Origin of the sequence: Leucobacter soli, assembly GCF_042659205.1 — a bacterium.
Taxonomy (GTDB): domain Bacteria; phylum Actinomycetota; class Actinomycetes; order Actinomycetales; family Microbacteriaceae; genus Leucobacter; species Leucobacter soli.
This window is the reverse complement of the sequence record NZ_JBHSRW010000420.1, coordinates 1-981: the sequence shown is the minus strand read 5'-3', so window position 1 is coordinate 981 and position 981 is coordinate 1. Positions and strand designations below refer to the sequence as shown.

General features: G+C 74.8%; 2 pseudogenes. Both read left to right on the top strand.

Annotated elements, in window-relative coordinates:
* Positions 1 to 376, top strand: a pseudogene (locus tag ACFPZL_RS13655) (hypothetical protein); the annotation flags it as partial.
* A pseudogene (locus ACFPZL_RS13650) lies at positions 373 to 981 on the top strand (hypothetical protein); the annotation flags it as partial. The pseudogenes ACFPZL_RS13655 and ACFPZL_RS13650, both read left to right, overlap by 4 nt.

Sequence of the window (981 nt, the reverse complement as noted above, 5' to 3'; positions counted from 1 at the left end):
ACCCGGCCGCGAGACCGACGGCCGCGAGACCCACGGCCACCGCGCCGATGCCCCGTCGCGCGCGCGCCATCATGTCGACGGCACCTCGATCGTCCTGCGCCAGTGCCCGCTCATCGAGGCGGCATCGACGCGCTCCGACGTGGTATGCGCCGTGCACCTGGGCATGGTCGCGGGGCTCATGGAGGCGCACGATCCCGGCGGGGACGGGCCGTGCGGAGCAGGATCGGATCGCGCAGGATCGCGCCGTGCAGGCGCGGATGGGCCCGGATCCGATCACGCGGAGGGCAGTACCGTGACCGTCGGCGAGCGGACGGTGCGGCTGCTCCCCTTCACCGCCCCGGGCGAATGCGTGCTCCAGCTGGCGGACGGGCGGTGAGCCCCGCCGTGGGCGCCGTCCGCCGACGCCCCTCCCTGCGACTCGTCTGGATGCTGCCCGCGGGCCTCAGCCTGCTCGCCGGGCTCGACGCCGCCCTGCTTCTGCTCGGCCTCCCGGCCCCGGTGACGACGCGTCGCCTGCCCGAGACGCACGGCATGCTGCTGGTGGTCGGCTTCGTGGGCACGCTCATCGCGCTCGAGCGCGCCACCGCACTGCGACGCTGGTACGGCTATGCGGCGCCGGGCCTGCTGGGACTCGGCGGGGTGCTCCTCGTGGCCGACCCCGTGCCGCTGATCGTCGCGAAGTGGATCCTCGCCGCCGGCGCTGCCGCGTTCACCGCCCTCTACATCCCGCTCTGGCGGCGGCGCTACGACGCGCAACTGCTCGTGCAGCTGCTCGCCGCGGGCTTCGCGCTGGCGGCGTGCGTGCTCTGGATCGGCGGCGTCGAGTTCCCCCGCCTCCTGCCCTGGCTCTACGCGTTCATCGTGCTCACGATCGCGGCGGAGCGGGTCGAGCTCGCCCTCACGCTCGGACCGGGCGCCGGCCGTAGGATCCTGGTACACGCCTGGACCGTGGCGGGCGCGCTGCTCGTCGGCCTCGCCGAC